Annotated in this window: 30 protein-coding genes; 10 read left to right on the top strand and 20 right to left on the bottom strand. The window is 71.2% G+C overall.

The genetic code is table 11. From position 1 onward, the window contains the following. The first annotated feature begins 130 nt into the window (after window positions 1–130). Entirely contained in the window at window positions 131–1,210 is a 1,080-nt protein-coding gene (gene purM, locus ACLBX8_RS01750) for a phosphoribosylformylglycinamidine cyclo-ligase (RefSeq protein WP_447697717.1), read from the top strand. Then, a complete protein-coding gene (purN, locus tag ACLBX8_RS01755; RefSeq protein ID WP_447697718.1) occupies window positions 1,210–1,860 on the top strand; it encodes a phosphoribosylglycinamide formyltransferase in 651 nt (216 codons plus the stop codon). Before purM ends, purN begins: the two co-directional genes overlap by 1 nt. 141 nt (window positions 1,861–2,001) lie before the next feature. On the opposite strand, the gene ACLBX8_RS01760 is transcribed toward purN, so the two are convergent. Continuing rightward, window positions 2,002–2,367, bottom strand: a complete 366-nt coding sequence (locus ACLBX8_RS01760) for a hypothetical protein (protein WP_020091801.1) — start codon at window positions 2,365–2,367, stop codon at window positions 2,002–2,004. A gap of 173 nt (window positions 2,368–2,540) precedes the next feature. Next, window positions 2,541–2,963, bottom strand: coding sequence for a nucleoside-diphosphate kinase (gene ndk / locus ACLBX8_RS01765; RefSeq protein WP_012317495.1), 423 nt, complete (start codon window positions 2,961–2,963; stop codon window positions 2,541–2,543). 268 nt (window positions 2,964–3,231) lie between these two features. Here ndk and ACLBX8_RS01770 point away from each other — a divergent pair, with 268 nt between their 5' ends. Continuing rightward, window positions 3,232–3,696 carry a DUF2147 domain-containing protein gene (locus ACLBX8_RS01770; protein WP_020091800.1) on the top strand — a complete coding sequence of 155 codons (465 nt, stop codon included), beginning with the start codon at window positions 3,232–3,234 and terminating at the stop codon, window positions 3,694–3,696. Between the two features lie 6 nt (window positions 3,697–3,702). Here ACLBX8_RS01770 and ACLBX8_RS01775 read toward each other — a convergent pair whose 3' ends face one another. Continuing rightward, window positions 3,703–4,338 (bottom strand): glutathione S-transferase N-terminal domain-containing protein, encoded by a 636-nt coding sequence (locus tag ACLBX8_RS01775; protein ID WP_056521224.1) that lies wholly within the window; start codon window positions 4,336–4,338, stop codon window positions 3,703–3,705. 240 nt (window positions 4,339–4,578) lie between these two features. Here ACLBX8_RS01775 and ACLBX8_RS01780 point away from each other — a divergent pair, with 240 nt between their 5' ends. The 5 genes from ACLBX8_RS01780 to ACLBX8_RS01800 all read left to right on the top strand — a co-directional run bounded on the left by ACLBX8_RS01780 (window position 4,579) and on the right by ACLBX8_RS01800 (window position 8,880). Continuing rightward, window positions 4,579–4,887 (top strand): hypothetical protein, encoded by a 309-nt coding sequence (locus ACLBX8_RS01780; protein ID WP_020091797.1) that lies wholly within the window; start codon window positions 4,579–4,581, stop codon window positions 4,885–4,887. 126 nt (window positions 4,888–5,013) lie between these two features. After that, entirely contained in the window at window positions 5,014–7,053 is a 2,040-nt protein-coding gene (locus tag ACLBX8_RS01785; protein WP_447697719.1) for an FUSC family protein, read from the top strand. 23 nt (window positions 7,054–7,076) lie between these two features. Continuing rightward, on the top strand, window positions 7,077–7,271 hold the full coding sequence (locus ACLBX8_RS01790; RefSeq protein ID WP_020091795.1) for a DUF1656 domain-containing protein: 195 nt from the start codon (window positions 7,077–7,079) through the stop codon (window positions 7,269–7,271). Beyond that, the gene (locus ACLBX8_RS01795; RefSeq protein ID WP_447697720.1) at window positions 7,271–8,326 is read left to right on the top strand and encodes an efflux RND transporter periplasmic adaptor subunit; all 1,056 of its coding nucleotides are present in this window, start codon (window positions 7,271–7,273) and stop codon (window positions 8,324–8,326) included. The genes ACLBX8_RS01790 and ACLBX8_RS01795 overlap by 1 nt, the downstream gene beginning before the upstream one ends. Window positions 8,327–8,397: 71 nt before the next feature. Continuing rightward, on the top strand, window positions 8,398–8,880 hold the full coding sequence (locus tag ACLBX8_RS01800) for a DUF3280 domain-containing protein (protein ID WP_447697721.1): 483 nt from the start codon (window positions 8,398–8,400) through the stop codon (window positions 8,878–8,880). A gap of 592 nt (window positions 8,881–9,472) precedes the next feature. On the opposite strand, the gene gatB is transcribed toward ACLBX8_RS01800, so the two are convergent. The 5 genes from gatB to ACLBX8_RS01825 form a co-directional block, all read right to left on the bottom strand. After that, the gene (gene gatB, locus ACLBX8_RS01805) at window positions 9,473–10,945 is read right to left on the bottom strand and encodes an Asp-tRNA(Asn)/Glu-tRNA(Gln) amidotransferase subunit GatB (RefSeq protein ID WP_447697722.1); all 1,473 of its coding nucleotides are present in this window, start codon (window positions 10,943–10,945) and stop codon (window positions 9,473–9,475) included. A 184-nt stretch (window positions 10,946–11,129) separates the two neighbouring features. Then, the gene (locus ACLBX8_RS01810) at window positions 11,130–11,429 is read right to left on the bottom strand and encodes a hypothetical protein (protein ID WP_020091791.1); all 300 of its coding nucleotides are present in this window, start codon (window positions 11,427–11,429) and stop codon (window positions 11,130–11,132) included. Continuing rightward, window positions 11,426–12,904 carry an Asp-tRNA(Asn)/Glu-tRNA(Gln) amidotransferase subunit GatA gene (gene gatA, locus ACLBX8_RS01815; RefSeq protein WP_020091790.1) on the bottom strand — a complete coding sequence of 493 codons (1,479 nt, stop codon included), beginning with the start codon at window positions 12,902–12,904 and terminating at the stop codon, window positions 11,426–11,428. The genes ACLBX8_RS01810 and gatA overlap by 4 nt, the downstream gene beginning before the upstream one ends. A 78-nt stretch (window positions 12,905–12,982) precedes the next feature. Beyond that, window positions 12,983–13,270, bottom strand: coding sequence for an Asp-tRNA(Asn)/Glu-tRNA(Gln) amidotransferase subunit GatC (gene gatC, locus ACLBX8_RS01820; protein WP_020091789.1), 288 nt, complete (start codon window positions 13,268–13,270; stop codon window positions 12,983–12,985). Between the two features lie 169 nt (window positions 13,271–13,439). Next, window positions 13,440–13,580 carry a hypothetical protein gene (locus tag ACLBX8_RS01825; RefSeq protein WP_012317484.1) on the bottom strand — a complete coding sequence of 47 codons (141 nt, stop codon included), beginning with the start codon at window positions 13,578–13,580 and terminating at the stop codon, window positions 13,440–13,442. Between the two features lie 172 nt (window positions 13,581–13,752). Here ACLBX8_RS01825 and ACLBX8_RS01830 point away from each other — a divergent pair, with 172 nt between their 5' ends. Together ACLBX8_RS01830 and ruvX are read left to right on the top strand one after the other, a co-directional pair. Next, window positions 13,753–14,322 carry an SMI1/KNR4 family protein gene (locus ACLBX8_RS01830; protein WP_447697723.1) on the top strand — a complete coding sequence of 190 codons (570 nt, stop codon included), beginning with the start codon at window positions 13,753–13,755 and terminating at the stop codon, window positions 14,320–14,322. Beyond that, on the top strand, window positions 14,319–14,831 hold the full coding sequence (gene ruvX, locus ACLBX8_RS01835; RefSeq protein ID WP_020091786.1) for a Holliday junction resolvase RuvX: 513 nt from the start codon (window positions 14,319–14,321) through the stop codon (window positions 14,829–14,831). Before ACLBX8_RS01830 ends, ruvX begins: the two co-directional genes overlap by 4 nt. On the opposite strand, the gene dprA is transcribed toward ruvX, so the two are convergent. The 12 genes from dprA to petA form a co-directional block, all read right to left on the bottom strand. After that, window positions 14,821–16,020, bottom strand: coding sequence for a DNA-processing protein DprA (gene dprA, locus ACLBX8_RS01840; protein ID WP_447697724.1), 1,200 nt, complete (start codon window positions 16,018–16,020; stop codon window positions 14,821–14,823). The genes ruvX and dprA overlap by 11 nt on opposite strands. Window positions 16,021–16,066: 46 nt before the next feature. Next, a complete protein-coding gene (plsY, locus tag ACLBX8_RS01845) occupies window positions 16,067–16,669 on the bottom strand; it encodes a glycerol-3-phosphate 1-O-acyltransferase PlsY (protein ID WP_244534981.1) in 603 nt (200 codons plus the stop codon). Next, a complete protein-coding gene (locus tag ACLBX8_RS01850) occupies window positions 16,669–17,973 on the bottom strand; it encodes a dihydroorotase (protein ID WP_447697725.1) in 1,305 nt (434 codons plus the stop codon). Before ACLBX8_RS01850 ends, plsY begins: the two co-directional genes overlap by 1 nt. Next, window positions 17,970–18,773 (bottom strand): imidazole glycerol phosphate synthase subunit HisF, encoded by an 804-nt coding sequence (gene hisF, locus ACLBX8_RS01855; protein WP_447714530.1) that lies wholly within the window; start codon window positions 18,771–18,773, stop codon window positions 17,970–17,972. Before hisF ends, ACLBX8_RS01850 begins: the two co-directional genes overlap by 4 nt. Window positions 18,774–18,805: 32 nt before the next feature. Beyond that, complete coding sequence (gene hisA / locus ACLBX8_RS01860) at window positions 18,806–19,549, bottom strand: 1-(5-phosphoribosyl)-5-[(5-phosphoribosylamino)methylideneamino]imidazole-4-carboxamide isomerase (protein WP_103985186.1); 744 nt, start codon at window positions 19,547–19,549, stop codon at window positions 18,806–18,808. Between the two features lie 37 nt (window positions 19,550–19,586). Then, window positions 19,587–20,246: an imidazole glycerol phosphate synthase subunit HisH gene (hisH, locus tag ACLBX8_RS01865; protein ID WP_020091780.1), complete on the bottom strand. Its 660-nt coding sequence runs from the start codon at window positions 20,244–20,246 to the stop codon at window positions 19,587–19,589. 19 nt (window positions 20,247–20,265) lie between these two features. Then, window positions 20,266–20,745 (bottom strand): DUF2628 domain-containing protein, encoded by a 480-nt coding sequence (locus ACLBX8_RS01870; RefSeq protein WP_419511807.1) that lies wholly within the window; start codon window positions 20,743–20,745, stop codon window positions 20,266–20,268. A 73-nt stretch (window positions 20,746–20,818) separates the two neighbouring features. Next, window positions 20,819–21,406, bottom strand: a complete 588-nt coding sequence (gene hisB / locus ACLBX8_RS01875; RefSeq protein WP_020091778.1) for an imidazoleglycerol-phosphate dehydratase HisB — start codon at window positions 21,404–21,406, stop codon at window positions 20,819–20,821. An 84-nt stretch (window positions 21,407–21,490) separates the two neighbouring features. Beyond that, window positions 21,491–22,366 carry an S-methyl-5'-thioadenosine phosphorylase gene (locus tag ACLBX8_RS01880; RefSeq protein WP_447697727.1) on the bottom strand — a complete coding sequence of 292 codons (876 nt, stop codon included), beginning with the start codon at window positions 22,364–22,366 and terminating at the stop codon, window positions 21,491–21,493. Window positions 22,367–22,666: 300 nt separating this feature from the next. After that, entirely contained in the window at window positions 22,667–23,578 is a 912-nt protein-coding gene (locus ACLBX8_RS01885; RefSeq protein ID WP_056521259.1) for a cytochrome c1, read from the bottom strand. Window positions 23,579–23,596: 18 nt separating this feature from the next. Next, window positions 23,597–24,883 carry a cytochrome b gene (locus ACLBX8_RS01890; protein WP_020091775.1) on the bottom strand — a complete coding sequence of 429 codons (1,287 nt, stop codon included), beginning with the start codon at window positions 24,881–24,883 and terminating at the stop codon, window positions 23,597–23,599. Between the two features lie 13 nt (window positions 24,884–24,896). After that, window positions 24,897–25,481, bottom strand: a complete 585-nt coding sequence (gene petA, locus ACLBX8_RS01895) for a ubiquinol-cytochrome c reductase iron-sulfur subunit (RefSeq protein ID WP_447697728.1) — start codon at window positions 25,479–25,481, stop codon at window positions 24,897–24,899. Window positions 25,482–25,583 lie beyond the last annotated feature (102 nt).

A 25,583-nucleotide genomic window follows, 5' to 3' on the forward strand; every position in this document is an offset into this window, starting at 1 on the left:
CCAGCAGCACACCACGCCAGCGGGCAGAGTGGGTATGCGGAGCGCGCCGATCAAGGCGCCGCCGGCACGACTCGCGCGGCGCGCGGGAAGCCGCTAGAGCGGGGCCAGTATTCAGCGAGGTGGCGCGGGCATGACGGCCAAGGACGGCAACGAGCCGAAGACGGGGCTGACCTACGCGGCGGCGGGCGTCGATATCGATGCCGGCAACGCCATGGTCGAGACGATCAAGCCGCTGGTGCGCTCGACCCGGCGCCCGGGCGCCGACGCTGAGATCGGCGGGTTCGGCGGCCTGTTCGACCTGAAGGCAGCGGGCTTCCGCGACCCGATCCTGGTCGCGGCCAACGACGGCGTCGGCACCAAGGTGAAGATCGCCATCGAGACCGGCCGCCACGACACGATCGGCATCGACCTCGTGGCGATGTGCGTGAACGACATTATCGTCCAGGGCGCCGAGCCGCTGTTCTTCCTCGACTACTACGCGACCGGCAAGCTGGTCCCCGGCGTCGGCGCCGACATCGTGCGCGGCATCGCCGAGGGCTGCCGGCAGGCCGGCTGCGCGCTGATCGGCGGCGAGACCGCCGAGATGCCGGGCCTCTACGACGGGTCCGACTACGACCTCGCGGGCTTCTCGGTCGGCGCCGCCGAGCGCGGCGCGCTGCTGCCGCGGCCCGGCATCCGACCCGGCGACGTCGTCCTCGGCCTCCCCTCCTCCGGCGTCCATTCCAACGGCTTCTCGCTGGTCCGCCGGATCGTCGCGAAGACGGGTCTCGGCTGGGACGCGCCGGCCCCGTTCGCCCCGGGCCGCAGCCTCGGCGAGGCGCTGCTGGAGCCGACCCGGATCTACGTTAAGCCGCTGCTCGCGGCTTTGGGCGCCACCGACGGGATCCGGGCGCTCGCCCACATCACGGGCGGCGGCTTCCCCGACAACCTCCCTCGGGTCCTGCCGGACGATGTCGGCATCGCCGTCGACCTCGACGCGGTGACCCCGCCGCCGGTCTTCGGCTGGCTCGCCCGCGAGGGTGGCGTCGCCGAGGCCGAGATGCTGCGGACCTTCAACTGCGGGATCGGCATGGTGGTGATCGCCGCCGCCGACGCGGTCGACGACGTCGACGAGGCCCTGACCCGGGCCGGCGAGACTCCGGTCCGCCTCGGACGGATCACGGCGCGCGGCCCCGAGCCGGTGACCTTCAGCGGCCGCCTCGCCCTGTGATGGCGTCCGCCCGCAAGACCCGCGTCGCGATCCTCATCTCGGGGCGCGGCTCGAACATGCTGGCGCTGCTGGAGGCCGCGAAGGATCCCGCCTTCCCGGCCGAGATCGTGCTGGTCCTGTCGAACCGCCCGGAGGCCGCCGGCCTCGCCCGGGCGGCCGAGGCCGGCATCCCGACGCAGGCCATCGATCACCGGGCCTTCGCCGACCGGGCCGGTTTCGACGCCGCCCTCGACGCGGCGCTGCGCGCGGCGGAGGTCGACCTCGTCTGCCTCGCGGGCTTCATGCGGATCCTGACGACCGACTTCGTGGCGTCCTGGGCCGGCCGGATGCTCAACATCCACCCGTCGCTCCTGCCCCTGTTCAAGGGCACCCACACGCACCGGCAGGCGCTGGACGCGGGCGTGCGCCTGCACGGCTGCACGGTCCACTTCGTCGTGCCGGAACTCGACGCCGGACCGATCGTCGCCCAGGCCGCGGTCCCGGTCCGCCAGGACGACGATCCCGACAGCCTCGCCGACCGCGTGATCGTGCAGGAGCGGCGGCTCTACCCCGCGGTGCTCGCCCTGGTGGCGGGCGGCCGCGCCCGTCTTAACGGCGATCGCGTGGTGATCGACGAGAGGGCGCCGGATGGCGCTCTGTTCAGCCTCTAGGCGGCGGTAGCACGGGCGTTTCCGTCCGCGCGAGCGGGGCGCCGCGATCCGGCCGCGCCACGCTCGCCATGTTCCGCCCCCGGGGCTGCTCCGCCGACGAAGACGGTGAGCGGACCCGGAGGCCTTCGAAGCTCTGGGCGCTCAGACCGGGCGCTGGAGCTTGCAGCTGTCCAGGGCCGAGAGCGCCTTAGCGCGGGCGGTGTCGTTGAAGTAGCCGGTGGTCCGGTAGGCCTCGATCTCGGAGGCGTCGAGGCTGCGCAGCGTCTGCCGCGCGTAGCAGCCGCAGGGGCGCTCCAGGGAGGCCTCGCTGGCGCTGGTCATGCGGGCCTGGACGACCGTGCAGGCGTGGCGCACGCGGCCCTCGAGGTTGGTCTTGCTGGCGGTCTTGAGAGCGGGGTCCGGCTCGTACTGCTGGAACGGGGCCGAGGATCCGCCCGCGAGGGCGGCGGTCGCGCCGAGGGCGAACAGGCCGGTCGCGATCAGCAGGGGCAGGCGGCGCATCGTCATGGTCGGGGTCGTCCGGGGGCTGAGATTGGCTAAGCTCGGCCGTTGGACGCTCCCGGGCTCCGTCCCGTCAAGGACGACCCGGTCACACAGGGCGGCATTCCCGGCGCCGCCGGGTACGGGGCGCGCGAATGGCGGGTCGGTGTGCCCAACCCGCCACCGCGCGTCGCCTCGCCTCAGGCGGCGATGTCGGAATCCTTGAAGAACTGCGCGATCTCGAGCTTGGCGTTCTCGGCGCTGTCGGAGCCGTGGACGGTGTTCTCGCCGACGGACTCGGCGAACTTCTTGCGGATCGTGCCCTCGGCGGCCTGGGCCGGGTTCGTGGCACCCATCACCTCACGATATTTGGCGACGGCGTTCTCGCCCTCGAGGACCTGGACCACCACCGGGCCGGAGGTCATGAAGGTCACGAGCTCGCCGAAGAACGGGCGCTCCTTGTGCACCTCGTAGAACTTCTCGGCCTGCTCCTTGGTCATGCGGATGCGGCGCTGGCCGACGATGCGCAGGCCGGCCTCCTCGATGACGGCGTTGACCGCGCCGGTCAGGTTCCGCCGCGTCGCGTCGGGCTTCAGGATCGAGAAGGTGCGCTCGGTGGCCATGGTGCGTCCGGTCTGTCTGTGGAAAAGATCTGCGGCGCGCCGGCGATCCGGACACGCCGCGGCAGCGAGAATTTCGCTTCGGCGCCGGGCTTATAGCGGGCGCCCCCCGGTGCCTCAAGCGGCCCGGCGTGACCGGTCGGGGCAAGCGCGGCCGTGGCTCTGCCGCAACACCGCCGAAAAATCGCCCGATTGCGGCGGCTCAGTCGCGCACCAACCGACTTCGTCCACCCCTCGGGCGCCCGCGGCGCCCCAATCCCGGAGACGAACCATGCGACTCGCTCTCAGCGCCAGCCTGCTTCTCGCCGGCCTCACCGCCGCCTCCGCCGACACGGGCAAGGACCCGTCCGGCACCTGGCTCACCGGCGACGGCCGCGCCAAGATCCGGATCGACCGCTGCGGCCCCGGCCAGAAGCTGGTCTGCGGCAAGGTTGTCTGGCTCAAGACGCCGACCTTCGACAACGGCGCCCCGCGCACCGACCTCAAGAATCCCGACCCGAAGAAGCGCGCCCGTCCGGTAATCGGTCTTCAGCTGATCGAAGGTCTGAAGCCGGACGACGCGAAGTTCACCGGCGAACTCTACAATATCGAGGAAGGCAAGATCTACACGGTCAGCCTCGAGCGGGAGAGCGAGGCCGAGCTCAACGTGTCGGGCTGCATGCTCAAGATCCTGTGCGGGTCGCAGACCTGGACCCGCGTGCCGGACGTGAATCAGCAGGCCGCCAACAAGAACTGAGCTTCGTCAGATCGCCGCGAGGCCGCGCTGCACCGCCGGCCTCGCCAGGATGCTCTCGAGCCACCGGGCGACGTTCGGGAGGGTGTCGATGTCGACACCCTGCTTGAAGTTGAGCTTCGCCCAGGTGAACGTCGCGATGTCGGCGACGGAGTAGTCCTCGGCCAGGAAGGCGCGGCCCTCGAGGCGCCGCTCCAGCACACCGTAGAGGCGCTTGGCCTCGGCGGTGAACCGGTCGATCGCGTAAGGCAGCTTCTCGGGCGCGTAGATCTTGAAGTGGTGCGTCTGCCCGAGCATCGGCCCGAAGCCCGCCACCTGCCAGAACAGCCACTCGTCGACCGCCACGCGGGCGCGCTCGTCGGTCGGGTAGAACTGCCCGGTCTTCCGGCCGAGATACTGCAGGATCGCGCCTGATTCGAAGACCGAGATCGGCTGTCCGCCCGGACCGTCCGGATCGACGATGGCCGGGATCTTGTTGTTGGGCGAGATCGCCAGGAAGTCGGGCGCGAACTGCTCGTTCTTCGCGATGTCCACGGGAACGATCCGATAGGGGAGCCCGCACTCCTCCAGCATGATCGGGATCTTCCAGCCGTTCGGCGTACTCCATGTGTGGACGTCGATCGGCCGCCCGGACACCGCTGCCATGCTCTGCCTGCTCCTGGACCCGATCGTCGGCGGCGCGGTGGTCCTCCGCCGTTTCCGAATTGCCCCGGCAGTGAAGACGATTTCCCGGCCGCGCTCAAGGGCACCGCGCCCGTAGATGCGGTCGCACGGCGAAGCTGCGCCGGGGCTGGCGGCGGCGGCGCGGCCGGGCTTGCCGGCGCCGCGGGAGAGCGGCGAGATTGCGGCTCGGGCGCCGGAGCGGCGCCCGAGGGGGAACATCCGATGATCGATCGTCTCGTCAGGATCGCGGTCCTGTCCGCGCCGCTGCTCGCCGCCTGCCCGGCTCTCGCCAAGGAGCCACCTGCCAAGGAATCACCCGCCAAGGAAGCACCCACGAAGGCGCCGCCCGCCGCCGAGGCGCCGGCCGCCAGGGCGCCGAGCGCGGGCCAGTCCGCCGCCCGCGATCGCCAGAAGACCTGCGGCACCGAGTGGCGCGCCCTGACCGACGCGCAGAAGGCGGCGCAGGGACCGAAATGGCCGCAGTACTGGAGCAAGTGCAACAAGCGCCTGAAAGGTGGCGACAAGGCCTGATCGGCTAGAACCGCGGGGCGTTCCGTTCGTTCGAACATCCGCGGCGGGTTGGCAGGAGGCACGAGGCGATGACGGACCCTTCTCCGTCCGGTCGGGCGGTGGACAGCGCGCCGCGCGGGGTCCAGCATGGCTGAGGCCCCCGCCGGCTCCGTCGCGGATCGCCGCCCCGAACCGCTCGGCGACCGCGTCCTGGCGTTCCTCGATGCCTGGGTGCCGAAGCCGGCCGCCTGGGCCTTCGCGCTGCGGATCTGGATCGCCATGATGCTGGCGCTGGCCGCCGCATTCTGGCTCCAGCTCGACAGCGCCTCGTCCGCCGCCACCTGCGTGGCGATCCTCGCCCAGCCCAAGCGGGGGCAGGCGATCTCGAAGGCGGTCTACCGCCTGCTCGGCACGCTCGTCGGCGCGGCGGTGGCGCTCGTCTTCATGGCGCTCTTCGGCCAGGACCGGGTGCTGCTGCTCCTCAGCTTCACCGTCTGGCTCGGCCTCTGCGTCTTCGTCGCCCAGTTTCTGCAGGACACGCGGGCCTACGGCGCGATGCTGTCCGGCTACACCGTGGCCATCATCGCGCTCGGCCAGATCGACGATCCGCAGGGGACCTTCGACGCCGCCGTGTCCCGCGTCGCCGCGATCGTGCTCGGCATCGTCGTGATCACCTTCATCAACGACGCCCTCGCCTCGCCGAGCACGTGGCGGGCGCTGCTGCCGCAGCTGCGCGCGGCCTGGGACCAGACGCGCGGCTACGCCCGCGAGACTCTGGTGTCGGGGGATCTCGGCGCCCCGCGCACCGCCGCGCTGATCCGCACCATCGCGCCGATGCGGGCCGATGCCAGCGCCATCGCGGGCGAGCTGGACGACGGCCGGTACCGCGCGGCCGGCGCGCGCAGCTGCATCGCCGCGCTCTACGTGATGGCGGCGTCGATCCGCGGCCTCGGGGCCGCGGCCGCGTCCCTGCGCGATCCGAGCCCGGCCGTCGCGGAGGCGATGGCGATCTGCCGGCGGGTGGCCGACGCGCCCGATCCCGACGCCCTGGACCGCGACGACGAGCGCCTGCGCGACTTGGTCGACGCGGCCATCCGCGACGGGACCCGTCCCCTCGACGAGGTTGTGGTGCTCCAGCGCGCCCTCGACTTCGTCTGCGCCGCGACCTTCGCGCAGGACGGCATCCGCGCCGTCGCCGACGGCCACAGGCCCCTGCGCGACGCCGAACTGCCGACGCACCGCGACTTCCCGGTCGCCCTCCGCGGCGCCCTGCGGGTGGCCCTGAGTTTCGCGGTCACCGCCGCCACCTTCGCGGCGCTCGGCCTGCCCCAGGCCTCGTTCGCACTGGTCCAGGTGGCCGCCACCGCGGCACTGTCGTCGATGACGCCGGACCCGAAGAAGTTCGCGAACGGCGTCGTCGTCGGCATGACGCTGGCCGCCGCCCTGGCGGGCATCGCCCGGTTCGCGCTCCTCAACGGCGTCCAGGGCTTCCCGATGCTGGCGCTCGTGATGGCGCCGGTGATCTTTCTGGGCTGCTTCCTCTCGCTGAACCCGAAGACCTTCGGGGTCGGCTTCATCCTGATCGTGTTCTTCCCCGTCCTGCTGGGGCCCTCGAACCCGCAGACCTACGACGCCCTGAGCTTCCTGCTGAACGCGTTCCTCGTCGTCGTGGCGGCCGTGATCCTGTCGATCATCGTCCGCCTCATCCTGCCGATCTCGCCGGCCCAGCAGCGGGTCTTCGCCCTCGGTTCGGCGCGGCGGGCGCTCGCCGACGCCCTCGTCGGCCAGGGGGGCGACGCCACCACCCGCACGAGCCTGAATGCCGACCGGCTGTTCCAGTTCGCCGCCTACAGCTCGGGGAGCGCCGCGGTGCGGCAAGCGAACCTGCACCACGCCTTCGCCCTCGCCCGCCTGGAGGCCGCCGCCGCCCGGGCTCACGCGGAACTGCGCCGCCTCTGGTCGGTCGGAGCCCTGCGCGGCGCGATCCCGCGGGCGCGGGACGCCCTCGCGGCGGGCGACGATCGCGGGCTCGAGATGGCGGCACGCGACCTGATTCGCGCCGCCTCCAGCCAGGACCGGGCGGTGCGGCTCACGACGGCCCGTGCCGCCAGCGACCTCGTCACCGCGTCGCGAACCATCGCCCGCCACAGGCGATTCCTCCAACGCCTCGACATCGCGCTATTCTGATTGCCGCTTCTTCCGGGGTAACCATGCACGAGGACATCCATGTCGGCGGGGTGCTGGTCACGGCCTTCGTCGCTTACGCGCTCGCCGCGTTCGTGATCCTGGTCGTCCTTCGCCTCGTCTTCGCCCGCATCCGCTTCAGCCGCTATGTCGCCAACGCCCCGCTCGCCGAAGCCGGCCTCTACGTCTGTGTCCTCGCCCTCCTGATCGCGTTCATCTGATGCCCGACACGACCGCCGACGAGGACGATCCGAAGTCCGCCGCCCGCGACGGCGCGCCCGGGCGGAGCGACCCGCTGCCCGCAGTGCCGCGCCGGGGCCGCACCGCCAAGGTGTTCCGCCTCGCGGCCACCGGCGTGATCCTGCTCGCGGCGATCCTGGCGGGAGCCTTCGTGTGGGAATTCTACGTGGCGGCGCCCTGGACGCGCGACGGCACGGTCCGGGTCCAGGTCGCCAACATCGCCCCGCAGGTCGCTGGTCAGATCGTCGAGGTCCGGGTCCAGGACAATCAGAACGTTCGCAAGGGCGACGTCCTCTACGTCATCGACCCGGTCGATTTCGAGGTCGCCGTCACCTCGGCGGATGCCGAGGTGAAGAATCGCGAAGCCGATCTGCAGGTGAAGAACGCCGAGTCGGCCCGGCGCCAAGCGCTCTCGACCGTGTCGACCTCGATCGAGGAGAAGCAGCGCTTCGCAGGCGCCGCGAAGATCGCCGAAGCGTCGCTGGAGAGCGCGCAGGCGCAGCTGCGGCAGGCCAAGGTGAATCTGGAGCGCACCCAGGTGAGGTCGACCGTGAACGGACGGGTGACCAACCTGCTGATGCGGGTCGGCGACTACGCCCGGACCGGCACCTCGAACATCAACGTGGTCGACACCGACTCCTTCTGGATCGACGGCTATTTCGAGGAGACCAAGATGTCCAACATCCGCGTCGGCGACCCCGCCGACGTGAAGCTGATGGGCTTCGATCCGCACCTGACCGGCACGGTCCACAGCATCACGCTCGGCATCTCCACGGCGAACGCCGCCGCCAGCACGCAGGGGCTGCCGGACGTCAACCCCGTCTACACCTGGGTGCGCCTCGCCCAGCGGGTGCCGGTCCGCATCCGAATCGACCACGTCCCAGCGGGCGTCCCGCTCATCGCCGGCATGACCGCGACGGTGTTCGTCAACGGCGGCCGCGGCCCGGCACCGAGCTGGTTCATGGACCTGCGCGACCGCGTCTCTGGCCTGGCAAAGCCGGCGGCCAGCCCCACCCGGGAGGCCGACCGGCGCTGAATCGCCGCGCGGACGCGACCCGGTTGGCGGGGGCGCGGTTTCCCGGACACGCATCCGCGCCGGAGATCACGATGAACCGACTGCTCGCACTCGCCACCGTCCTGCTGGCCGCGGGACCGGCCGCAGCCGCGCCCCCGCGGGCTGCGGTATCTGATTTCCATTTCTCGAACCTATCGCCGGTGCCGGGTGACGCCGCCGACACCGCGCGGCTGAAGCGGGTCAGCGCCGAACTGCGCGACCTCCTCCAGAAGAAGGGCCTGTACGTCGTGGTCTCGACCGAGCCGGTGCGGGACGAGGTGGCCAGAAGTACCGACCTGCGCCGCTGCAATGGCTGCGCGGATGACTTCGCCCGCAAGCTCGGCGCGGATGTCGCGATCACCGGCGAGGTGCAGAAGGTCTCGAACCTGATCCTCAACCTCAATGTCTACGTGAAGTCCCTCACCGGCGACGCGCCCGAGAAGGCCTACAGCGTGGACCTGCGCGGCGACACGGATGAGTCCTTCGACCGCGGCATCCGCTTTCTGGTCGAGAACAATATGGGCGCCGGCAAGTAGCTTGCGGGCCAATCAATATTTCGCAGCGCCGCGGGATCGATCCAAGTGATTGGGCTCGCACGCGCTGCGGTGCGGCGGCGGGGGCAAGTGGATCGAAAAAGCCTTTTGCCGAGAAAATAGCTATTGACCGACTTGGAGGACGGGCGCAGTCTCCGTCTGTGCTTAGCGAGAGCGGGCACGGATCGGCACGAAATCTTGACGCGATCAGGTTTCGCAGCGGTGTCGGTCGTCGGAAGCTGGAGGAGACAGGGATGACTCCACCGCAGCGGAATGCCGCCTAGACGGTTCAGGGACAGGTTCGGCCCGAGACTTAGCGGCACAACACGAACAGCCGGACGGACGCGGCTCCAGGGGCGCAGAAGCGGCCACGCATGGCACGCCTTCGAATGCGCGAAAGGCCCCACTTCGAGCCGTTCCGCCGCGGTTTCTCTTCGAGGATCTGTTCGTGGCCCACCTGCCCGGCATCGCCGCGGCGGGATCTCGTCGTGGCTTTGGCGAGCATGGGACTGGCCGGCGACGTCGAAGCGACGGCCATCCGATCCCGGCACTCATCCTGAGGCCGGGCGCGGACTGGCCGCTCGCCGCGGAAGGCTCACTCGATCCCGAGCTTCGCCTTGAGCAGCGCGTTCACCGCCGCGGGGTTCGCCTTGCCGCCGGTGGCCTTCATGGTCTGGCCGACGAACCAGCCGAGCAGGGTCGGCTTCTCTTTGGCCTGGGCGACCTTGTCGGGATTCGCCGCGATGATCTGGTCCACCGCCGCCTCGATGGCGCCCGTGTCGGTCACCTGCTTCATGCCGCGGCTCTCGACGACGGCGCGCGGGTCGCCGCCCTCGGTCCAGACGATCTCGAACAGGTCCTTGGCGATCTTGCCGGAGATGATGCCCTCGCCGATCAGGTCGATGATCGCCCCGAGCTGGTCCGCCGAGACCGGGGTCGCGTCGATGGACAGCCCCTCCTTGTTGAGGCGCCCGAACAGCTCGTTGATCACCCAGTTGGCCGCGGCCTTGCCGTCCCGGCCCTTCGCCACCGCCTCGTAATAGTCCGCGGAGGCGCGCTCGGCGACCAGCACGCCGGCATCGTAGGGCGAGAGGCCGAACGCCGAGACGAACCGCGCCTTCTTGGCGTCCGGCAGCTCGGGCAGCCCCTCGGCCAGGGCGTCGACGTAGGCCTGGTCGAATTCCAGCGGCAGCAGGTCCGGATCGGGGAAGTAGCGGTAGTCGTGCGCCTCTTCCTTCGAGCGCATCGAGCGCGTCTCGCCCTTGGTCGGGTCGAACAGGCGCGTCTCTTGGTCGATCTTGCCGCCGTCCTCGAGGATGGCGATCTGGCGCCGCGCCTCCGTCTCGATCGCCTGCCCGATGAAGCGGATCGAGTTGACGTTCTTGATCTCGCAGCGGGTGCCCAGCGGCTCGCCGGGGCGACGCACCGAGACGTTCACGTCGGCGCGGAGCGAGCCCTTCTCCATGTCGCCGTCGCAGGTGCCGAGGTAGCGCAGGATCGTGCGCAGCTTGGTCACGTAGGCCTTCGCCTCCTCGGAGGAGCGCAGGTCGGGCCGGGAGACGATCTCCATCAGCGCCACGCCCGACCGGTTGAGGTCGACGAAGCTCCGGGTCGGATCCTGGTCGTGCAGCGACTTGCCGGCATCCTGCTCGAGGTGCAGGCGCTCGATGCCCACGGTGATGGACGCGCCGTCGGCAAGGTCCACCAGGACCTCGCCCTCGCCGACGATCGGGTCCTTGTACTGCGAGATCTGGTAGCCCTGCGGCAGGTCCGGGTAGAAGTAGTTCTTCCGGTCAAACACGGAGCGCAGGTTGATCTTGGCCTTCAGGCCGAGGCCGGTGCGCACCGCCTGGGCGACGCACTCGGCGTTGATCACCGGCAGCATCCCGGGCATCGCGGCGTCGACCAGCGAGACGTGGTCGTTCGGCTCGGCCCCGAACTCCGTCGAGGCGCCGGAGAACAGCTTCGCCCGGCTGGACACCTGGGCGTGGATCTCCATGCCGACGATCACCTCCCAGTCGTGGAGGCCGCCCTTGATCAGCTTCTTGGGGTCGACGGGTGCGTTCATGGTCGGTCCGAAAGGCGGCTGGCGTTCGAGGCGTCGCCGTCTTCGCGAGCGCAGCGAAGCGATCCAGGGAAGCGCGAGGCTTCCGGGCGTTGCACCGCCGGATCGCTTCGCTGCGCTCGCAGAGACGGCGGAGGCGCCGCATGCGTCGAGCGAGAGATTTTCTAGGAGGCCCCTGCCCGCAGGGTCAAGCGCGGCGTCCGACCGCCTGCCGGGCGCCGTAGCCCACGACGGCCCAGAGCAGGGCCGCGACGGCGCGGACCGGGAAGAAGGTCGGGCCGTCGCGGGTGATCGGCGCCGGCCACGGGATGCCGGCCGCGCTGACCGCGTAGGAGAACAGCACCGAGAAGCCGAGCGCCGCGATCGCCGCGATGAAGACCTTGCCGAACTGGCTGGCGGTCCAGCCGAGATAGACCGCCACCACGATCAGCGCCGGATCGAAAGCGGCCCAGATCCAGACCGTCCAGGGATAGTACGGGACGGTCATGACCACCACGGCTCGGGCAGGACGGTGCGACCGGCCGCGTCCTCGATCACCTGGGCGACCGCGAACAGCGTCTCCTCGTCGAAGGGCCGGCCGATGAGCTGGAGGCCAAGCGGGAGGCCCTGCCCGTCGAGACCCGCCGGCACCGCGATGCCCGGCAGCCCGGCCATGTTCACCGTCACGGTGAACACGTCGTTGAGGTACATCTCCACCGGGTCGGCCGAGGCCTTCTCGCCGATGCCGAAGGCGGCCGACGGCGTCGCCGGCGTCAGGATCGCGTCGACCCCGGCCGCGTAGGCGGCCTCGAAGTCGCGCTTGATCAGCGTGCGGATCTTCTGCGCGCGGACGTAGTAGGCATCGTAGTATCCGGCCGAGAGCACGTAGGTGCCGATCATGATCCGGCGCTTCACCTCGCGGCCGAAGCCGGCGGCGCGGGTGTTCTCGTACATCCCGGCGATGTCCTTGCCGGGCACGCGCAGGCCGTAGCGGACGCCGTCGTAGCGGGCGAGGTTCGAGGAGGCCTCGGCCGGGGCCACGATGTAGTAGGCCGGCAGCGCGTAGGCGGTGTGCGGCAGCGAGATCTCCCGGATCGTCGCGCCGGCGGCCTTGAGCCACGCCGCGCCCTCGTCCCAGAGCTTCTGGATCTCCGCGGGCATCCCGTCGACCCGGTACTCCTTCGGGATGCCGATGGTCAGGCCCTTCACGCCGCGCGACACGGCGGCCTCGAAATCGGGCACCGCGAGGTCGGCGCAGGTCGTGTCCCGGGCGTCGGCGCCCGCCATGGAGCCGAGCAGGATGGCGCAATCGCGCACCGTCCGGGCGATCGGGCCGGCCTGATCGAGGGAGGAGGCGAAGGCCACCGTGCCCCAGCGCGAGCAGCGCCCGTAGGTCGGCTTGATCCCCACCGTGCCGGTGAAGGCGGCGGGCTGCCGGATGGAGCCGCCGGTATCGGTCGCGGTGGCGCCGAGGCAGAGGCGCGCGGCGACCGCCGCGGCGGAGCCGCCCGACGAGCCGCCGGGCACGATCGGCGCGTCTGATCCGGCGCGCCGCCAGGGCGAGACCACGTTGCCGTAGGCGCTGGTCTCGTTCGACGAGCCCATGGCGAACTCGTCGAGGTTCAGCTTGCCGAGCATCACGGCGCCGTCGCGCCACAGATTGGCCGACACGGCCGATTCGTAGTGCGGCTCGAAGGTCTCGAGGATCTTGGAGCCCGCCGTGGTCGTCACGCCGTGCGTGCAGAACAGGTCCTTGATGCCGAGGGGGATGCCCTCGAGCGGCCGCGCCTCGCCGGACGCGATCTTCTGGTCCGAGGCCTCGGCCATCGCCAGGGCGCGGTCCGGGGTCTCCCGGATATACGCGTTCAGGACGCGGGCCTTGGCCATGGCGTCCAGATGGGCCTGGGTCAGCTCGCGGGCCGAGATCCGCTTCGCCTTCAGGGCGTCGCGCGCTTCGGCCAGGGTAAGTTCGTTCGGATCCACGCTGTTCACGTCCCCGCGCGCGCCGCCGCGCGCCTGCCCGCCAGAAATCCGGTCCGCAAGGTCCGGGCCGTCCTCGGCCTACTCGACCACCTTCGGGACCAGGAAGTAATTGTCCTCGGTCTCGGGTGCGTTGGCGACGACGTCGGCGGCGCGGCCGCCCTCCGTGACGACGTCCTCGCGCTTCTTCATCGCCATCGGCGTCACCGAGGTCATCGGCTCGACGCCCGCGACGTCGACCGTGCCGAGCTGCTCGACGAAGGACAGGATGGCGTTCAGCTCGCCCTGCAGGGGCCCGACTTCGTCGTCGGTGACCGCGATCCGCGCCAGATGCGCGATGCGCCGAACCGTCTTCTCGTCGACCGACATGCCGTCTCGTTCGTCCCTGCCCGGGAGCGCTCTCCCGAAGTCGGTCGCGCTATAGCATCGGCGCTCGACGCACCGCAACGCGGGTGGGCTATGCCGCGCCGCCCGTAGGGCGGCCGGCCGCGCTGGACCCGGCTGACCGCGCGCTCGGCGCGGGCGGGCGACGGGCGGATCAGGTCACGACGTGGTGGGGCGTCACCGACATCTCGATCGTGATTCCCGGTTGCCGGACCGGCTGGATCATGGCTTGGGTGAAGCCCGCGACCAGCACCTCAAAGGCGAGGAGCAGCATCCAGCGGTGCTTGCGCGGCATCGCCCGCCGGCGGCCGGACGGAGCGGAAGAGGAGAGCTGGCCGTTCGTCGACAAGGCGGACCCCTACAGCGTGGTTTAACGGAACATTAACCTACCTAGACGCGAACGGCTCCGCGCGCACCGGGGGCGATCTGCGGAGGAACCGAAGTCTGTGGACGGTGGAGCGGGAGCGATGTGGAAGACGGTCTTCGAGGAGCTCGCGCCGGGCTTCGTGCCGGACGAGGCGGCCCTCGACCGTGCAGCAGAGGCGCTGGGCTTCGCCCTTCCGGCCTCCTACCGCGACTTTTGCCGGACCTGCGGCGTCGGCCTCGCGGGCGGGCAGTTCCGCGTCGCCGTGCCGGCACCGTTCGAGGCCTGCGATCTGGTGAGCCAAGCGGCCCTCATCGCCCACAGCGTCGGCGCCGCGGTCGCCATGCTGGAGGACGGGGCGGAGCCGCACCGCTTCGACGTCGAGGGCGGCGACGCCGGCGTCGTCGAGCGCGCCTGCTTCTTCGGCGCGGGCGAGGACGGCAGCTTCCTGTTCTGGGACGTCACCGGGACCGACGGCGAGTACGACGTCTGGCTGCTGGCGCCTGACCTGGAGACGGTGCGGTTCGGCGGCGATAGCCTCGACGACTTCTTCACCCGGGTCACGGCGCCGTCCGCGGCCCTGGTCCTGGGACCGGGCTCGGAGCCCCTCCCCGCCCGGTTCGAGGGCGTCACCGAGGCCATTCTGGCGCGCGCCGCGCGGGCGGAACCATGAATTTCGACGCGATCCGCGCCTTCGCGGCCGAGTCTCGCGGCGGCGCCCGCCTGATCGGCATCGATCTCGGCACCAAGACGATCGGCCTCGCCCTGTCGGATCTCGGCCGCCAGATCGCGACGCCGCTGGAGACGATCCGCCGGGTGAAGTTCACCCCCGACGCGCAGCGGCTCGCCGCCCTGTGCCGGCAGCACGCGGTCGGCGGACTCGTCGTCGGGCTGCCGCTCAACATGGACGGGAGCGAAGGGCCGCGGGTGCAGTCGACCCGCGCCTTCATGCGTAACCTCGCGCCGATCCTCCCCCTGCCCCACGTCTTCTTCGACGAACGCCTCTCGACCGCCGTGGTCACCCGCGCGCTGATCGAGGCCGACGCCTCGCGGGCGCGGCGCGGCGAACTCGTGGACAAGCTCGCCGCCGCCTACATCCTCCAGGGCTGTCTCGACGTCATGCGCAACCTCGCGGACGCCGATGCGGACGACGATCCCGAAGAGGACTCCCTCAGCGGCTGACCAGCGAGACGGTGCCGCTGCCGTGGCGCTCGATCCGTCCGTCGAGCTCCAGTTCCAGCAGCACGCTCTGCACGGTCCGGGCACCGACCCCGGCGCTCCGCGCCAGCTCATCGGTGCCGACCGGGCTCGGGCCGAGCAGGGCCACGATCCGCGCCCGGTCATCCTCGGCCTCGGGCGGCTCGTCGCGCGCGGGATTGTCGGCGGACGCGCCGTCGGCTCGCTCCGGTCCGGGGTCGAGAGCCGCGTCGAGCGCGATCTCGTCCCAGAAATCCGGCTGCTCGGCCAGGTCCGGCCGCCCGCGCGCCGGGGCCGCCTCGGCGTCCGGGCCGCGCTCGATGATCGGTCCCAGCACCTCCAGCACGTGGTCCACCTCGGAGACCAGGGTGGCGCCCTGGCGGATCAGGTCGTTGGTGCCCTCGGCGCGCGGGTCGAGCGGCGAGCCGGGAACCGCGAAGACCTCCCGATTCTGCTCCAGGGCGTAGCGCGCCGTGATCAGCGAGCCGGAGCGGCGGGCGGCCTCCACCACCACCGTCCCGTAGGACAGCCCGGAGATGATCCGGTTGCGCCTCGGGAAGTCCCGCCCCCGGGGCTCCCAGCCCATCGGCATCTCCGCGAGGACCGCGCCGCCCTCCGCCAGGATGGCCTCGACCAGGGTCGCGTGGCTCGCCGGGTAGATCCGGTCCTGGCCGCCGGCCATGACGGCGATCGTGCCGGTCCGGAGGCCCGCCCTGTGGGCGCGCGCGTCGATCCCGCGGGCGAGGCCCGAGACCACCGTGAGGCCTGCCTCGCCGAGCCCGCTGGCGAGCCGCTCCGTGAAGGCGAGCCCCGCCGACGATGCGTTCCGCGAGCCGACGAGGGCGGCGGCGGGCCGATTGAGGATCGGTGCGCCGCGCAGGGCCAGAAGCGGAGGCGCCGCGTCGACCTGCGTCAGGAGCCGCGGGTATTCCGCCTCGCCGGCGGCGATCAGCCGGCCGCCGAGGCGGGTCAGGGCCGCCAGCTCGGCCTCGGCCTCAGCGCGGGTGGGTGGCACGATCCGCCGTCCCTGGCGGCCGGTGAGCTCCGGCAGGGCGTCGAGGGCGGCGGCCGCGCCGCCGAAACGGTTCACGAGCCTCCGGAAGGTGCGGGGGCCGACGCCCTCGGTCCGGATCAGCCGCAGCCAGTCGAGCCGCTGGGCCTCGGTGAGCTGCATCCACCACCCCCACACCTGCCCGAAGGTCGGCGCGGCGCGCCGGCACTCAGCCCTTCTGGCCGATGCGCCCCTCGGTGCCGGACGCGAGTCGGCGGATGTTTGGCGCGTGCTTCCACCATAGCAGCAGGCCGAGGAGCAGGAACAGCAACGCCTGCGTCGGGGCGCCCAGCGCCCAGAGGACGAGGGGTGTGGCCGCCGAGGCGGCGAGCGCCGCCAGCGACGAGTACTTGAGCGCGAAGGCGAGACCGAGCCAGATCGCCGCGAACGCCGCGAGGGCGGGCGGGCTGAAGGCGAGGAGCACCCCGATGAAGGTCGCGACGCCCTTGCCGCCCTTGAAGCCCAGCCAGACCGGGAAGAGGTGGCCGAGGAAGGCGCCGAGCCCGGCCGCGAGCGCCGGGCCCTCGCCCAGCTGCCGGGCGATGAGGACGGCCGCCGTGCCCTTGAGGGCGTCGCCCAGGAGCGTCGCCGCGGCGAGGCCCTTGCGGCCGGTGCGGAGCACGTTGGTGGCGCCGATATTGCCGGAGCCGATCGCCCGCACGTCGCCGAGGCCGGCGAACTTCGTGAGGATCAGCCCGAACGGGATCGAGCCCAGGGCGTAGCCGAGGGCGAGGCCGCCGAGGGCGGCCGGGGTCGCGAGATCGGGGGGCATCATGCGGCGGCCGCGAGATCGTCGACCGCGTGGACGATCCGGCCACCGACCAGCGTCAGCACCGCCGCGCCCTGGAGGCGCGCCTCGTCGAAGGGGGAGTTCTTGGAGCGCGACTTCAGCCGGCGCTTGTCGAGGACGTAGGGGAGATCGGGATCGATCAGCACGAGGTCGGCGGGGGCGCCGACCGCCAGCCGGCCGGCCTCGCGGCCGAGGATGCGCGCCGGATTCACGGTGAGCGCGGCGACGAGCTTGGGCAGTGCGAGGTCGCCGGTGTGGACGAGGCGCATGGCGGCGCCGAGCAGCGTCTCGATGCCCAGCGCCCCGTCCGCCGCCTCGGCGAAGGGCAGGCGCTTGGTCTCCACGTCCTGCGGGTTGTGGTCGGACACGACGACGTCGATCACGCCCTCGTGGAGGGCGCGCACCACTGCCTGACGGTCGGTCTCGTGGCGCAGGGGCGGCGAGAGCCGGCAGAAGGTGCGGTAATGGCCGATGTCGTTCTCGTTGAGGACGAGGTTGTTCACCGAGACGCCGCAGGTCACCGGCAGGCCGTCCTGCTTGGCGCGGCGGACGATCTCCACCGAATCGGCGCAGGAGATCATGGCCGCGTGGTAGCGGGCGCCGGTCAGCCGCACGAGGCGGATGTCGCGCTCCAGCATCACGGTCTCGGCCTCGCGGGGGATGCCCATGAGCCCGAGGCGCGAGGCGAGCTCGCCCTCGTTCATGACGCCCTCGGCGACGAGAGCGGATTCCTCCACGTGCTGCACGATCAGTGCGTCGAAATCCCGGGCGTAGGTCAGGGCGCGGCGCAGAACCTGGGCATTCGCCACGGCCCTGAGCCCGTCGGTGAACGCGACCGCGCCGGCCTCCTTGAGCAGGCCGAACTCGGTCATCTCCCGGCCGGCCAGGCCCTTGGTGATGGCGGCCGCCGGCAGGACGTTGACGCTCGCCGTGTCGCGGGCGCGGCGGAGCACGAAGTCGACGATGGCCGGCTCGTCGATCACCGGATTGGTGTCGGGCATGCAGACGAGCGTCGTAACGCCGCCCGCGGCCGCCGCGGCACTCGCCGAGGCCAGGGTCTCGCGGTGCTCGGCCCCCGGCTCGCCCACGAAGGCGCGCATGTCGATCAGCCCGGGGGTCAGCACGCGGCCGGCGCAGTCGACGCGCTTCGCGTCGGTTGGTGCGCCCGGCGCCGCGCCGGCGGCGATATCGGCGATGCGGCCGTCCCTCACCAGCACCGCGCCGGCGGTCTGGCGACCGGTCACGGGATCGAGGAGGTCGGCGTTCGCCAGAAGGTAGCTGCTCACTGGGGCGCCCTCGAGGAAGAGGCCGGGACGTCGAGGCGCATGGCGAGGCCGGCCGCCGCCATGTGCGCCTTCGCCTCGGCGACGCTCGCCTGACCGAAATGAAAGATGGAGGCCGCCAGGACGGCGCTGGCGCCGCCCTCGGCCACGCCGGCCACGAGGTCGTCGAGGCCGCCGACGCCGCCCGAGGCGATCACCGGCACGGTTACGGCATCGCTGATCGCCCGCGTCAGGGCGAGATCGTAGCCGGAGCGCGTCCCGTCCTTGTCCATGGATGTGACGAGCACCTCGCCGGCGCCCTTCTCGGCCACCAGCCGCGCGAAGGCCACGGCGTCGATCCCGGTCGGGTCGCGGCCGCCGTGGGTGAAGATCTCCCAGGCGGCCGGCGTGCCGGGGGGCGAGACGCGCTTGGCGTCGATCGCCACCACGATGCACTGCGCGCCGAACTTCTCGGCGGCCCGGGCCACGAGGTCGGGATCCTTCACCGCGGCGGTGTTGATCGCGACCTTGTCGGCGCCGGCGAGCAGCAGCGCGCGCACGTCCTCGACGGTGCGCACGCCGCCGCCGACGGTCAGCGGCATGAAGCAGGCCTCGGCGGTCCGGCTGACGATGTCGAGCAGGGTGCCGCGGGCCTCGCGGCTCGCGGTGATGTCGAGGAAGCACAGCTCGTCTGCGCCGGCCGCGTCGTAGACCTTGGCGGCCTCGACGGGGTCGCCGGCGTCGCGCAGGCCCTCGAAGCGCACGCCCTTCACGACGCGCCCGTCCTTCACGTCGAGGCAGGGAATGATGCGGGTCTTCAGCACGGGCGGCGTCTCATGTCGCGAGCCTCTGGATATCACGCCGCCGGGCCGCGCGCCGCAGCGATCGCTGCCAGGGCCGCCTCCGGATCGATGCGGCCGTCGTAGAGCGCCCGGCCGGTGATCGCGCCCGCGATCAGGGCGCAGTCGGGCTGCAGCAGCCGGTGGACGTCGTCGATCGACGCGAGGCCGCCCGAGGCGATCACCGGGATGCGGACGGCCTGGGCGAGCGCCAGGGTCATCTCGACGTTGAGGCCCTTCAGGATCCCGTCGCGAGCGATGTCGGTGTAGATGATCGCCGCGACGCCCGCGTCCTCGAATCGGCGCCCCAGCTCCTCCGCGGTCATGCTGGAGGTCTGGGCCCAGCCCTCGACGGCGACGCGGCCGTCCTTGGCGTCGATCCCGACCGCGATCTTCCCGGGATACTTGCGGGCCGCCTCCCGGACGAAGCCGGGATCGCGCACCGCCGCGGTGCCGATGATCGCGCGGGCAACGCCCTTGCTCAGCCATCCCTCCAGCGTCTTCATCTCGCGGATCCCGCCGCCGAGCTGGACCGGGATCGTGACCCGCGCGAGGATCGCGTCGACGGCCTCGGCGTTCCGCGGGGCGCCCGCGAAGGCGCCGTCGAGATCGACGACGTGGAGCCAGGAGAAGCCCTGCGCCTCGAAGATCGCGGCCTGCGCGGCCGGATCGTCGCCGAAGACCTTGGCCTGCGCCATGTCCCCCTGGATGAGGCGAACGCAACGCCCCTCTTTCAGGTCGATCGCCGGGTACAGGATCACGGGCGCTTCCGTCCTTCTTGCCTGGGCCGAACGGCGCTCACGGGCGCCAGTTCAGGAAGTTGGCGATGAGCGCGAGGCCCAGCCGCTGGCTCTTCTCGGGGTGGAACTGCGTGCCGGCGACGTTGCCGCGGGCGACGAGGGCGGTGACCGGGCCGCCGTACTCGGCGCGCGCGACGACGTCGTCCGGACGCTCCGCCTGCAGCGCGTAGCTGTGCACGAAGTAGGCGTGTAGCCCGTCCTCGCCGGTGGGAATGCCGGCGAGCAGCGGGTGGTCGCGCTCGGTCCGCAGGGTGTTCCAGCCCATGTGGGGAACCTTGAGGGCCGGATCCGACGGCCGGATCGGACCGACGTCGCCGGGGATCCAGCCGAGCCCCGGCGTGGTCGTGTACTCGAGCCCGCGGCTCGCCAGGAGCTGCATCCCCACGCAGATGCCGAGGAACGGGCGGCCCGCCCCGTGGGCGACCCGCGTCATCGCCTCGACCATGCCGGGAACGGCATCGAGCCCGCGGCGGCAATCCGCGAAGGCGCCGACGCCGGGCAGCACGACGCGGTCGGCCGCGGCCACCACCTCCGGGTCCGAGGTCAGGCAGATCCGCGCGTCGCGCCCGCTCTCGCGGGCGGCGCGCTCGAAGGCCTTGGCGGCGGAGTGGAGGTTGCCCGACCCGTAATCGATGATCGCGACGGTCTCGGTGGTCATGCGCGTCTCGCCCGGGAACTCACCGGGCGCCTTCCTGGGCAGGGAACAGCCCGATCACCGGCTCGGCCCGCCGGCTGGGGCCGCTCGGGAACGGGGCCCGGGGGGCGCTCGGGATCGCCTCGATCCAGCGGTTCAGCGCCCGGGCCTCGGCCTCCTCGGGCGTCGCGGCGACCACCGCGTCGCGCGCCGGCCAGCCGCGCCGCGCCAGGGTCCAGCGGCGCAGGCTGGAGGCCTCGAGGCCGATCAGCCAGGCGGCCAGCAGGGTGACGATCAGGCCGGCACCGGCCGGGAGCCCGAGGGCGATGCCGGCAGCGGCCAGCGCCACGAGGCCGACGAGGACGAGCAGGGCGGCGAGCCAGAGGCGGTGGAACAGGAACCACAGCACCGTGAAGGCGAAGGCCGGCCAGGAGAAGCCGTCGCGTACCAGGAGAGCCCGGTCGAGCCCGACCGTCTCGCCGGGCCGCGCATCGGCCGGCAGGTGGAGCGTGTAGCTGCGCATCCGCATCGCGAAACTCCGACAGCGCGCGCCGCGACGGCCGTGTGGCCGATCCGGGCGCCCGACGACAACGGGTCTACAGAGAGCCCTTGGTTGAGGGAACGCGCCCCTCCTCCCGCGGATCGATCGCCACGGCCTTCCGCAAGGCGCGGGCCAGCCCCTTGTAGCAGCTCTCCGCGATGTGGTGGGCGTTGTCGCCGTAGAGGGTCTCCACGTGGAGCGTCAGGCCGGCATTCATCGCGAAGGCCTGGAACCACTCGCGCACCAGCTCGGTGTCGAACTGTCCGATCTTCTCCACGCGGAACGTCGTGCGGAACACCAGGAAGGGCCGGCCGGAGATGTCGACGCAGACCCGGGTCAGCGCCTCGTCCATCGGCAGGTGGATGTCGGCGTAGCGCGTGACCCCGCGCTTGTCGCCGAGCGCCTTGGCGAAGGCCTGCCCCAGGGCGATGCCGCAATCCTCGGCCGAGTGGTGCTGGTCGATGTGCAGGTCGCCGTCGACCTTCACGTCCAGGTCGAACAGGGCGTGCCGCGCCAGCAGATCCAGCATGTGGTCGAGGAAGCCGATGCCGGTGGCGATCTTCGACCGCCCGGTCCCGTCGAGATTGACGGTGACCGCGATATCGGTCTCCGCGGTCTTCCGGCTGATGGAGGCGCTGCGCATTTCGGTCTGGACTTCGCGTCGGGGGCGGCCTGGGCCGCCCGCGCCTTCTAGAGGGACTCGTCGCCGAATGGAAAGGCCGGCCGGCTAGCCGTTGAGAACCCGCCCCGCCACGGCGTCGAGCTTGGCGAGGAGCGCCGGATCCCGGACGGCGGGCGCCGTCATGATCGCGCCGTCGAGCGCCCGGTGCGAACCCGCCGGGCACGGCTCCCGCTCGCCCGGGAATTCGCGGGCGAGACGGGCGACGAGCCGCGCCGCCTTGTCGGCGTTGGCCCGGGCGACGGCGATCACCGCGGCGACGTCGACGGCGTCGTGGCCCGGGTGCCAGCAATCGTAGTCGGTCACCATCGCGATGGTCGCGTAGGTGATCTCCGCCTCGCGGGCGAGCTTGGCCTCGGGCATGTTGGTCATGCCGATCACGTCGAAGCCCTGGGCCTTGTAGGCGCGGGATTCGGCCAGCGACGAGAATTGCGGCCCCTCCATGCACACGTACGTGCCGCCGCGATGGACTGCGATGTGCTCGGCCTTCGCGGCCTGGGCGATGCGCGCCTGCAGGCCGGGGCCCACCGGGTGCGCGAGGGAGACGTGGGCGACGCAGCCGTCGCCGAAGAACGACGAGGCGCGGCCGTGGGTGCGGTCGACGAACTGGTCGACGAGCACGAAGAGGCCCGGGGGCAGGTCCTCGCGGAAGGAGCCGCAGGCCGAGAGGGCGACGAGGTCGGTGACCCCGGCCCGTTTCAGGGCGTCGATATTGGCGCGGTAGTTGATGCCCGACGGCGAGAGCCGGTGCCCCCGCCCGTGGCGCGCCAGGAACACGACCTTGGTGTCGCCGATGCGCCCGATCCGCAGGGCGTCCGAGGGCTCGCCCCAGGGCGACGCCACGCGCTCCTCGCGGACGTCCTCGAGACCCGGCAGGTCGTAGACGCCGGACCCACCCATGACACCCAGTACCGCTGTGCTCATGCCGGACTCCCTCAACGCGCAACGCCTCGGCAGCGCGGCCTATCCCACCCGGCACCTCGTCCTCGGGTGCCGGAGCCATGCGCAGGCCTCGACGGAGACCTCCGGACGCCGCTCTGATCCCTGAAGCCCTCCTGCGAGGCCCGCTGACGCGGTCACCTCAGGTTGAGGTGGTGCAGGGGGCGGGCAGTCTCGGGAGGCGGACCGTCGCGGCGGGCGAGCGGTAGCATGGAGCGCCGGCCGAAAAAAAGATGGGCCTCCGCGAGGGAGGCCCATCCGAACTGCGAACCGATCCGGCCCGCCTCAGTAGGTCTTGTGCAGCTCCGGCTGGAGGCCGTGCACCTCGCCACCGACATCCGCCCAGATCTTCTTCTTCACGTAGTAGAGCAGACCCGACAGCACGATCAGGAACAGGATCACCCGGAAGCCCAGGGCCTTGCGGTCCATCATGTGCGGCTCGGCCGCCCACATCAGGAAGGCCGAGACGTCCTTGCCGTACTGGTCCAGCGTCTCGGGCACGACCGGCTGGCCCTGATCGTTCTTCGGGTAGGAGACCTGCCCGTCGGTGATCGGCGGCGGCATCGCGATGATGTGGCCCGGATAGTACTTGTTGTAGTGGCCGCCCTCCGGCAGCGCGAAGTCCTTCGGCGGATCCTGGTAGCCGTTGATCAGGGCGTGGATGTAGTCCGGCCCCTGCTCCGAGTAGCCGACGAGCGGCAGCCAGTCGGTCAGGAAGTAGAGCGAGCCGCGGGAGAAGGTCCGCGCCTTGGCGATGACCGAGAAGTCCGGCGGGGCCTTGCCGCCGTTGGCCGCGGCCGCAGCCTGATCGTTCGGGAAGGGCGGCGGGAAGGTGTCGGCCGGGCGGCCCGGCCGCTCGAACATGTCGCCGGCGTCGTTCGGCCCGTCCTTCACCTGATAGGTCGCGGCCAGCGCCTTGACCTGCCCGGCCGAGAAGTGCGGCCCGCCCTCCTGCGCGAGGTTGCGGAATGAGACCAGCTTCATCGAGTGGCAGGCGGAGCAGACCTCCTTGTAGACCTGGAATCCGCGTTGCAGCTGCGCGGTGTCGAAGCGGCCGAACACGCCGGCGAAGCTCCAGTTCACGCGGGCCGGGATCGGCCCGCCATGCCCTTCCTGGGCGGAGACCGGCACGGCGCCGATCAGCAGGGCCGCCAGGGCGGCCGCGGCGGTCGTCGAGAGGACGCGGGTCATCATCATGGTCCTGTCGTCAGCCCGTCAGCCTTTGGTGGTCGGAGCAGCGGCGGCGCCCGCCGGCATGCCGGATCCGGTCACCTGCTTGCCCGGTCCGGTCACGCTCTCGAGGATCGAGCCCGGCAACTTCTTCGGCGTCTCGAACAGGCCGCAGAGCGGCATGACGATCAGGAAGTGCGCGAAGTAGTAGGCGGTGCAGACCTGGGCGGCGAGCACGTAGCCGCCCTCCGGGGGCTGCGAGCCGAGCCAGCCGAGGAGGAGGGTCGCGCCGATGAACACCCAGAAGAACTGGCGGTAGATCGGCCGGTAGTTGCACGACCGGATCCGCGACGTGTCGAGCCACGGCGCGAACGCCAGGATGATCACCGCCGAGAACATCAGGATGACGCCGCCGAGCTTGCTCGGGACCGCGCGCAGGATCGCGTAGAACGGCAGGAAGTACCATTCCGGCACGATGTGTGCGGGCGTCACCGCCGGGTTGGCCTGGATGTAGTTGTCGGCGTGGCCGAGATAGTTCGGCTGGTAGAACAGGAACCACGCGAACAGGATCATGAACACGCAGGTCGCGAACACGTCCTTGACCGTCGCGTAGGGCGTGAACGGCACCGCGTCCTTGCCCGACTTGATCGGGATGCCGGCCGGGTTGTTCTGCCCGGTGACGTGCAGGGCCCAGACGTGCAGCACGACCACGCCGGCGATCATCCACGGCAGCAGGTAGTGCAGCGAGAAGAAGCGGTTCACGGTTGGGTTGCCCACCGAGTAGCCGCCCCACAGCAGGGTCTGGATCGTGTCGCCGACCACCGGGATCGCCGCCAGGATGTTGGTGATGACGGTCGCGCCCCAGAAGCTCATCTGGCCCCACGGCAGCGTGTAGCCGAGGAAGGCGGTCGCCATCATCAGGAGGTAGATGACGACGCCGAGGATGTAGAGCACCTCGCGCGGCGCCTTGTACGACCCGTAATAGAGGGCGCGGAACATGTGCACGTAGACGGCCACGAAGAACATCGAGGCACCATTGGCGTGCGCGTAGCGCAGCAGCCAGCCGTAGTTCACGTCGCGCATGATCTTCTCGACGGAGGTGAAGGCACCTGTCGCCGAGGGCTCGTAGTGCATCGCCAGCCAGATGCCGGTGACGATCTGGATTCCCAGGAAGGCGGCGAGGATCGCCCCGAAGGTCCAGAAGTAGTTGAGGTTCCGCGGAACCGGGTAGGCGATGAAGGACGAGTGTACCAGCCCGGCGATGGGCAGGCGCGCCTCGAACCACTTCGCAACGCGGCTCTTGGGGACGTAGGTGCTGGCCGTTCCGCTCATGCTTCCGTCCTCCTCAGGCCGCTTCCTTGCCGCCTTCGCCGATCCGGATCTTGGCATCCGTCTGGAAGGCGTAGGGCGGGATCGGCAGGTTGATGGGCGCCGGTCCATGGCGCACGCGACCCACCGCGTCGAATTGCGAGCCGTGGCACGGGCAGGCCCAGCCCTCGAAATTGCCCTGGTGGCCGATCGGCACGCAGCCGAGATGGGTGCAGTTGCCGTAGACCACGAGCCACTGATCGTGGCCGTTCTTGACGCGGGTCGTGAAGGCCGCCGGATCGATCATCGCCGAGAGCGGGACCGCCTTCATGTCGGTCACTTCCTTCGCGGTCAGCTTGCGCACGAAGATCAGCTTGCCGCGCCAGAAGACGTTGATGATCTGGCCGTCCTGGATCGGTGTCAGGTCGACCTCGATCGGCGCGCCGGCGGCGATCGTGTCGGCGTCGGGCGCCATGGAGGAGATCAGCGGCCAGACGACGGCTCCCGCCCCGACCGCCAACCCGGCGCCCGTCGCCAGGAACAGAAAGTCACGGCGGCTGCCCTCATGACCAGAGACCGCGGCAGCGGCGGCTGATGTGTTCGCCAAGGTTCGGAACTCCATGCGTCGGCGTCAGGGCCGCAGGTGCCCTCGTCCCGGCTCGTCCCGGGAACAAAGCATTATGGTTCTAATCTGAGCAATGAGACCGTCTGCCGCCCCCGAGTC

Source organism: Methylobacterium sp. D48H, from assembly GCF_053345715.1.

Bases quoted from the DNA above. Each gene is read 5' to 3' on its own strand.
- ACLBX8_RS01810 (WP_020091791.1), bottom strand. From the start codon at position 11,429: ATGACCGTCCCGTACTATCCCTGGACGGTCTGGATCTGGGCCGCTTTC.
- ACLBX8_RS01880 (WP_447697727.1), bottom strand. From the start codon at position 22,366: ATGAGCACAGCGGTACTGGGTGTCATGGGTGGGTCCGGCGTCTACGAC.
- ACLBX8_RS01760 (WP_020091801.1), bottom strand. From the start codon at position 2,367: ATGACGATGCGCCGCCTGCCCCTGCTGATCGCGACCGGCCTGTTCGCC.
- ACLBX8_RS01825 (WP_012317484.1), bottom strand. From the start codon at position 13,580: ATGCCGCGCAAGCACCGCTGGATGCTGCTCCTCGCCTTTGAGGTGCTG.
- ACLBX8_RS01775 (WP_056521224.1), bottom strand. From the start codon at position 4,338: ATGGCAGCGGTGTCCGGGCGGCCGATCGACGTCCACACATGGAGTACG.
- plsY (WP_244534981.1), bottom strand. From the start codon at position 16,669: ATGCCCCCCGATCTCGCGACCCCGGCCGCCCTCGGCGGCCTCGCCCTC.
- ACLBX8_RS01785 (WP_447697719.1), top strand. From the start codon at position 5,014: ATGGCTGAGGCCCCCGCCGGCTCCGTCGCGGATCGCCGCCCCGAACCG.
- ndk (WP_012317495.1), bottom strand. From the start codon at position 2,963: ATGGCCACCGAGCGCACCTTCTCGATCCTGAAGCCCGACGCGACGCGG.
- hisB (WP_020091778.1), bottom strand. From the start codon at position 21,406: ATGCGCAGCGCCTCCATCAGCCGGAAGACCGCGGAGACCGATATCGCG.
- ACLBX8_RS01830 (WP_447697723.1), top strand. From the start codon at position 13,753: ATGTGGAAGACGGTCTTCGAGGAGCTCGCGCCGGGCTTCGTGCCGGAC.
- ACLBX8_RS01870 (WP_419511807.1), bottom strand. From the start codon at position 20,745: ATGCGCAGCTACACGCTCCACCTGCCGGCCGATGCGCGGCCCGGCGAG.
- ACLBX8_RS01885 (WP_056521259.1), bottom strand. From the start codon at position 23,578: ATGATGATGACCCGCGTCCTCTCGACGACCGCCGCGGCCGCCCTGGCG.
- ACLBX8_RS01800 (WP_447697721.1), top strand. From the start codon at position 8,398: ATGAACCGACTGCTCGCACTCGCCACCGTCCTGCTGGCCGCGGGACCG.
- ACLBX8_RS01795 (WP_447697720.1), top strand. From the start codon at position 7,271: ATGCCCGACACGACCGCCGACGAGGACGATCCGAAGTCCGCCGCCCGC.
- ACLBX8_RS01780 (WP_020091797.1), top strand. From the start codon at position 4,579: ATGATCGATCGTCTCGTCAGGATCGCGGTCCTGTCCGCGCCGCTGCTC.
- petA (WP_447697728.1), bottom strand. From the start codon at position 25,481: ATGGAGTTCCGAACCTTGGCGAACACATCAGCCGCCGCTGCCGCGGTC.
- gatB (WP_447697722.1), bottom strand. From the start codon at position 10,945: ATGAACGCACCCGTCGACCCCAAGAAGCTGATCAAGGGCGGCCTCCAC.
- purM (WP_447697717.1), top strand. From the start codon at position 131: ATGACGGCCAAGGACGGCAACGAGCCGAAGACGGGGCTGACCTACGCG.
- ruvX (WP_020091786.1), top strand. From the start codon at position 14,319: ATGAATTTCGACGCGATCCGCGCCTTCGCGGCCGAGTCTCGCGGCGGC.
- gatC (WP_020091789.1), bottom strand. From the start codon at position 13,270: ATGTCGGTCGACGAGAAGACGGTTCGGCGCATCGCGCATCTGGCGCGG.
- hisH (WP_020091780.1), bottom strand. From the start codon at position 20,246: ATGACCACCGAGACCGTCGCGATCATCGATTACGGGTCGGGCAACCTC.
- ACLBX8_RS01890 (WP_020091775.1), bottom strand. From the start codon at position 24,883: ATGAGCGGAACGGCCAGCACCTACGTCCCCAAGAGCCGCGTTGCGAAG.
- purN (WP_447697718.1), top strand. From the start codon at position 1,210: ATGGCGTCCGCCCGCAAGACCCGCGTCGCGATCCTCATCTCGGGGCGC.
- ACLBX8_RS01790 (WP_020091795.1), top strand. From the start codon at position 7,077: ATGCACGAGGACATCCATGTCGGCGGGGTGCTGGTCACGGCCTTCGTC.
- ACLBX8_RS01770 (WP_020091800.1), top strand. From the start codon at position 3,232: ATGCGACTCGCTCTCAGCGCCAGCCTGCTTCTCGCCGGCCTCACCGCC.
- dprA (WP_447697724.1), bottom strand. From the start codon at position 16,020: ATGCAGCTCACCGAGGCCCAGCGGCTCGACTGGCTGCGGCTGATCCGG.